Source organism: Catalinimonas alkaloidigena, assembly GCF_900100765.1.
Classification (GTDB): domain Bacteria; phylum Bacteroidota; class Bacteroidia; order Cytophagales; family Flexibacteraceae; genus Mooreia; species Mooreia alkaloidigena.
Genome location: NZ_FNFO01000013.1, coordinates 195,062 through 201,336, shown reverse-complemented (window position 1 = coordinate 201,336; position 6,275 = coordinate 195,062). Strand labels below are relative to the sequence as shown.

The 6,275-nt window shown below is 56.9% G+C and carries 3 protein-coding genes; all 3 read left to right on the top strand.

Translation table 11 applies throughout. The features are described 5' to 3' along the window. The first annotated feature begins 514 nt into the window (after positions 1–514). The 3 genes from BLR44_RS25620 to BLR44_RS25610 all read left to right on the top strand — a co-directional run bounded on the left by BLR44_RS25620 (position 515) and on the right by BLR44_RS25610 (position 6,160). Positions 515–1,036: a DUF305 domain-containing protein gene (locus BLR44_RS25620; protein WP_089687706.1), complete on the top strand. Its 522-nt coding sequence runs from the start codon at positions 515–517 to the stop codon at positions 1,034–1,036. A gap of 137 nt (positions 1,037–1,173) precedes the next feature. Further along, a complete protein-coding gene (locus BLR44_RS25615) occupies positions 1,174–3,555 on the top strand; it encodes a multicopper oxidase domain-containing protein (protein WP_089687702.1) in 2,382 nt (793 codons plus the stop codon). A gap of 166 nt (positions 3,556–3,721) precedes the next feature. Beyond that, positions 3,722–6,160 (top strand): TonB-dependent receptor, encoded by a 2,439-nt coding sequence (locus BLR44_RS25610; RefSeq protein WP_245706172.1) that lies wholly within the window; start codon positions 3,722–3,724, stop codon positions 6,158–6,160. Positions 6,161–6,275: the final 115 nt, after the last annotated feature.

Sequence of the window (6,275 nt, the reverse complement as noted above, 5' to 3'; positions counted from 1 at the left end):
TCTTCTGACGGAGAGAATTTTTTCTTGATTTCCTGTTCGGCCATCGGACGGGTCACGCCGCGCATGGCCATGCCGCTGTGGTCGTGTTTTTTCATGGGCTGCGGGTTCAATGCTAAAAAATTGCGGGCCGCACGCCGGGTGGCAGAGAAAAGAGAATGCCCGCTGGTATATGCAACGGAGGGCATCGGACGAAGGTTAGACAGGAGGGGACAGACAGCGCCAAAGCTGCACCATCATCCCCATTTTAGTTGGGAACTCCCGCACTGCTCGTTCCTGTGGCTAAAATTTTACAAACCTTTTCCAAAATTTTGAAAAGCCTTTTGCAGCCCAATCCTCGTTTCTCATCAACAGGAGGACGTCTCAACCCGGCACCGGCGGCGCATCCCTCGCACGTTTGATTGTCGCCCTGCGAGGTGGAGAATTGAGCGAGTGTTCGCATGCCCTGTGTGGTGGATGCCCCTTGCCGCAGCGGGAAACGGCCCTCACCTTTTGAGTAGTAAAGTATAACACCAACATGACTGATCGCAAAAAATACGTACGCTTTGGATTGATGATTTTGACTTCCACGGTACTCATGTACGGCCTGATGTACCTGAATACCTACGCATGGAGTCATCTGTTTTTTAGTGAAACCCGTCTGTACATGGCCTTTTTGATGGGCGCTGTGATGGCCATCGTTATGCTGGGCTTTATGCTCAGCATGTATAAAAACCGGCAACTTAACCTGTCGATCTTCGGAGGCAGCCTGATGCTGTTCGTGCTATGCCTCTGGTTGGTCCGTAGCCAGACTACGGTCGCTGACCGTTCGTACATGAAAGCCATGATTCCCCATCACTCCATCGCCATCATGACGAGTGAACGTGCCAAGATCGAGGACGCGCGGGTCCGCAAACTGGCGGACGAGATCATCGAAGCGCAACGCCGCGAAATCAAAGAGATGGAGTGGCTCATCGAAGACATCCGCAAGCACGGCGCAGCCACTACCGAAGCAGAAGCGCAGGCGCGTGCTGTACCGGATTTTCAGGGAACCAAGTGACGCCGTGCTTCTTGCCTACCCTCTTGAAAGTCTACGGACGGCGACACCGCTCCCACACAACACTTCCATAACCCACAACGCAGGCAGCTGCGCACTTCTGTTTTTGCAGGCGCCTGTTCTTTTTAATCGTGTACTGCATGAGGCCTCTTTACTTTTTCCTTCTCTCCGCCTTCTTTATTTTTTCTTTTGCTTCACAGGCTCAGCCCGATACCACGGTATACCACCTGACCATTGCGCCGGGAACGGTCAACAAAACCGGCAAAGCGGTCGTGGGTCTGCAAATCAACGGGGAAATTCCCGGCCCGACCCTGCGTTTCACAGAAGGCGATTACGCGGTGATCTGCGTGGAGAACCAGATGGAGGTGGAAACGTCCGTTCACTGGCATGGCTTACTGTTGCCGAATTATTACGACGGTGTGCCCTACCTCACGACACCGCCCATTGCCCCCGGCACGACGTTCAAATACGAGTTTCCGATCCGGATTCACGGGACGTACTGGTACCACTCGCATACCCAACTGCAGGAACAGCGGGGGGTGTACGGATCGATTGTGATCGAGCCCAAAGCGCCGACCCTCACGTACGACAAAGACCTGGTGGTGGTCTTTTCCGACTGGACCAACGAAAAGCCCGAACACGTGCTGAAAAACCTGAAGCGCGGCAACGAGTGGTACAACATCCGCAAAGGCACTTCGACCCCGCTGAATCGGGTCATCGGCCGTGGGGCCTTCGGCGCGCAGCTCAACTTCTGGCGCCAGCGCATGGAGAGCGCCGACATCGCCGACGTCTACTACCCCGCCTTTCTGACCAACGGCCAACGCACCCGCTCGTACCCGGAGCTGAAGCCCGGCGAGAAAGTACGCGTACGGATCATCAACGCGGCCGCGTCCTCGCAGTTCTGGATTACGTTCGGCGGAGAAGATCCCCTCCTGGTGTCGGCCGATGGCAACGACGTGGTGCCGGTGGTGCACAACAAGACGTTTATCGGCATTGCCGAGACCTACGATTTTATCGTGACCCTTCCCCCGACCGGACAAGTGGAAATCCGCGCGACCGCTCAGGATGGCTCCGGTCATACATCGGCCTACCTCGGACAAGGCGATACGCTGTCGGCCCCGGAGGTGCCGCGTCCGGATAAAATCGGCATGATGAAACAGATGGCTCAGATGGACATGCGCATGGGCGCGCCAGCCATGAAGTTTCAGCCGAACAACGTGGAACCCGAAGCCATGATGCAACACTGGGGCATGAAAATGGAGGGCGACAAGGACGCGATGCACAACATGAAAATGTCCGATAAGGAGATGGGCACATCGGACATGGAGATGAGCTCCACGAAAGACGATGTCTCCATGAACCACCCCATGCACCATATGGCCGATTCGAGCAAACACGGACACCACCACGGCATGAACGGGCACGCCACTTCCCAACCTTCTGACATGGAACCGTCCGACATGGATGGATCAGACATGGATATGCCCGGCATGGGGATGTACGCGGCCTACACCTACGACTTCCTGAAGTCGCCGGAACCGACGGCTTTTCCTGAGGATGCGCCGGTGAACGAGATGGTCCTCAACCTGACGGGCAACATGTGGCGCTACATCTGGAGCATCAACGGTGTTCCCCTGAACGAGTCAGATCAGCTCAAAATCAAACAAGGAGAAGTGACCCGCATCACGCTCAACAACCTGACCATGATGCACCACCCCATGCACCTCCACGGGCATTTTTTCCGGGTGGTGAACGCCAACGGGGCGCGCTCTCCGCTCAAACACACGGTGAACGTCCCGCCCATGCAGAAGATCACCATCGAGTTTCTGGGGAATGAGTATGGCGACTGGTTTTTCCACTGCCACGTCCTGTACCACATGAACAGCGGCATGGCACGCATTTTCAGCTACGACACGCCACGGGACCAACGTCTGGTCGGCCATCCGTTGCTGAACCTGGTCAACGAAGCCAATCACTATTTTTTCTGGGGAACGGCCGATGTCGCCTCGCACATGACGGAAGTGGCGCTGGTGGCTTCCAACATCCGGAACCAGTTCAACGTCAGCGTCGAATACGGCTGGAACCAGAACCTAGAAGCGGAAATAAGTTACGAGCGCTACCTCTACGACTACTTCCGGGTCTTTGTGGGGGTGAACCTGGAAAACGAGGGGACAAATCAGCTCAGCGAACTGGCTCCGACAGCCGTAGCGGGGATTCGTTTCTTCACGCCGTACATGTTCGACCTGGATGCGCGGATCGACAACCAGTTGCGGCCGGAACTTCGCCTGAGTCGGGAAGTGATGATTCTGCCCCGCACGATGCTGTTTGGCGCCTACGAATACCAGGCCGATTTTGGGTGGGTCACCTATCCGAACGAAACCACCGACACGCCCGCGGCGCGCTACCAGGGCGAAACGACCTGGTCGGCCGGGCTTGAGTATTTCCTGGCGCGCAACGTTTCGCTCATGGCCAGTTACGACAATCGGTTCGGTGCCGGAGGCGGTCTTTCCGTACGGTTTTGAGGAGGATGGGCGGCCAGGGTTGAGGGAAACGCAAGGCGAACCGGGGTTATACAAAGGCGCAAAAATGTGCTGAGTAACTTCAATTTTGCTTCAACATCTTTGCTAATTTTCCCGGTTCAAAAACCGATTGTCCATTCATCCTACTCCTAGTTCACACCCCTACCGCATGTACGCCACCCCTACCGTTCGCCCGGTGCGAATGCCGTTTTCGGTCCTGTTCAGCTTGTTGTTACTCCTCCTTCCGCTTGTCGTTCAGGCACAAAGCGGCGGCAAAGGCCGCGTGACCGGCAAAGTTGTCGATGCCGAAACAAAAGCCCCGCTCCCCTACGCCACCGTCAGCCTGTTTGCGCCTCATGACAGTTCACTCGTAGCCGGCGGCATTACCGACGACGCGGGGACGTTTGCGCTGGAGGCCTCGCAGGGCACCTACTACGCCACGATCAATTTTCTGGGTTACCCGGTTCGGACCCTGCCAACCGTCACGGTCGGCGCGACGGAACTGAATCTGGGCACGCTGACGCTGAAGGCGGCCACCATCGACCTGGACGAGGTGGTGGTGCAAGGGGAAAAAGACGTGGTGGAGCTTTCGCTTGACAAGAAGGTGTTCAACGTGAGTGCCGATCCGATCAACGCCGGCCGCACCGCCGCCGACATCCTGGGCAACCTGCCTTCCGTCACGGTCGATGGCGAAGGGGGCGTGCGGTTGCGCGGCAGCAGCAACGTGCAGATTCTCGTCGACGGCAAGCCGTCGGGCATGGTCAGTTTCGACGGCGCGGAAGGACTGCGCACGTTGCAGGGCAGTCTGGTCGAGCGCGTGGAGATCATCACGAACCCATCGGCCCGCTACCAGGCGGAGGGCATGGCCGGGATCATCAACATCGTCCTGAAAAAAGAGCGACAACAAGGCTTCAACGGCTCGTTCGACTTCACCGTGGGCCATCCGGCCAACTACGGTGCCGCCATCAACCTGAACTACCGCCGCGAGCGGTTCAACTTTTTCGTCAACTACGGCCTCTACTACCGGAACATCACCAACCCCCGCAACCAACAGTACCAGGAGGTGTACGATGCCGACACGACGTTCCTTACGCAACAGTACACCACCACCCGCCAGCGCATGGTGTCGAACAACATCCAGTTCGGGGCGGACTATTTTCTCAATCCGCAGAACATCTTTACGACCTCGTTTACCTACCGCCACAGCAAAGGCACCCGCGGTACCTCGGTCGAATACTTCGATTACCTCAACACCAAAGCCAACCTGAACGACATCACGCGCCGCGCCCAGCACGAAGACGAGGTGGAGCCGATTCTGGAATACGCGCTGAACTACAAACGGACCTTCAACCGCAAGGACCAGGAACTGACGGCCGTGCTGAGTTACATGGACCACTGGGAAGACTCCGATCAGTTGTACACGACCCGGTTGTTTGACCCCAATAACTCGCTCGAAGGCGAACAGTTGCAGAAATCGTTGAATTACGAGACCGAGAAACAGATCCTCATTCAGGCCGACTACGTGCAACCCTACAGCGAAAACGGCAAGCTGGAAGCGGGCATGCGCAACACGCTGCGCGACCTGACGAACGACTACCTGGTAACCCAACAAGAAGGCGAACAGTGGGTGCCGCTGCCGGGGCTGGACAACGAATTTCTCTATGACGAAAACATCTATGCCGCCTACTTGATCAACAGCAACAAGGTGGCGCGTTTTGGCTACCAGCTGGGCCTGCGCGCCGAATACACCGACGTAACGACCACGCTGATCGAGACCAACGATGTGAACCCGCGGTCGTACCTGAATTTCTTCCCGAGTGCGCACATCACCTACGAAATGCCGAAGGAAAACGCGCTGCAACTCAGCTACAGCCGCCGCCTGCACCGCCCGACCTACAACGACCTGACGCCCTTCGTTACGTTTTTCGACAACCGCAATTACTTCAGCGGCAACCCGGACCTGAACCCGGAATATACGCACGCGTTTGAGGCGGGGCACCTCAAGTATTTCGATCAGGCATCGCTGAGTTCGGCTGTTTATTACCGCCACACCAACGCGAAAATTCAGCGCATCCGGACCGTCAACGAAGCGGGCATCGCCACGACGGCTCCCTATAACCTGCTGACCGAAGATGCTTACGGGGCGGAATTTATCGCCTCCTACCGCCCCACCAACTGGTGGAAACTCGACGGCACCTTCAACTTTTACCGGTCGATCATTGACGGTACCAACGTCCGCGAAACCTACCAGAGCGACACCTACACCTGGTTTACGCGCGTCACCTCCCGCCTGACGCTGTGGGGCACCGACATGCAACTGCGCGGCAACTACACGGCCCCGCAACAGACGCCCCAGGGACGCCAGCTCTCGACCGCCTACCTCGACATGGCCATCACGCGCGACGTACTGCACAACCGGGGCACGCTGACGCTCAATATCTCGGACGTATTCAACAGCAACCGGTCGCGGTCCATCGTGGAGGGCGACATCTTCTACACGAACGGCTCGTTCCAGCAGCGTCCCCGGCAGATCAACCTGACCCTGAACTACCGCATCAACCAGCAAAAGAAACAGAAAAAAGACCTACTGGAAGAGTCAGGATCGTGAAAGAGGTAGAAGGGTACAGGTTTAGAAAGTTGAGGAGTTCAGACCGGACCGTCGGGACGGTTTAACGTGAAAAGCTTAGGGTTCAGCATTTGAAACGACGTCTATCAGTAGTGCT